This window comes from Arthrobacter sp. B0490, from assembly GCF_002929355.1.
Lineage (GTDB): Bacteria > Actinomycetota > Actinomycetes > Actinomycetales > Micrococcaceae > Arthrobacter_D.
Window position 1 is genome coordinate 1 of sequence record NZ_PJIR01000182.1, and the last position, 516, is coordinate 516.

At 62.6% G+C, this 516-nt stretch carries 1 protein-coding gene; it reads left to right on the forward strand.

Annotated elements, in window-relative coordinates:
• Positions 1-193 precede the first annotated feature (193 nt).
• Positions 194-516 (forward strand): winged helix-turn-helix domain-containing protein (locus tag CXQ97_RS21340; protein WP_146069769.1); only part of this gene is annotated, 323 nt, incomplete at its 3' end.

Genomic DNA, 516 nt, shown 5'->3' on the forward strand with positions numbered 1-516 from the left:
CCTCGGCCCGCGGTCGCGCGCAGAACCGTCGCGTTGAGATCCTGTTCTCCGACGCGGAAGGCAATCTCGGTCCCGACCGTTAGTCGCGCGGTCATCTGAGCAGACTGTTTCGCCTAGACGTGACCTAACTGTATTGGTCTGGGTCTCCAGCAGTGCGCTACTGTTACGGTTCAGTTGGCAGGAGACCGGCGAGATGACCAATCTGTTGCTCTATCAGCGCATTGCCCAGCAGCTTGCCGAAGATATTCGGCGCGGCGTATATCGCCCCGGTGAGCGCGTGCCGTCGGTACGCAAGATGAGCCGACAGCTGAGTGTCAGCCACGCCACGGTGTTGCAGGCGTACGCCAATCTCGAAGATCAGGGCATGATCCGTGCGCGCCCGCAGTCCGGCTTCTACGTCCACCAGACGCCCGTACTCACTGCGCCGACCCCGGATATTGCCCAGGTCGAGCGGCCGAAACTGGTCACCCGCAGCAGCATCATCAATCAGGTGCTCAGCGAGTCGCGCCGCGAGGG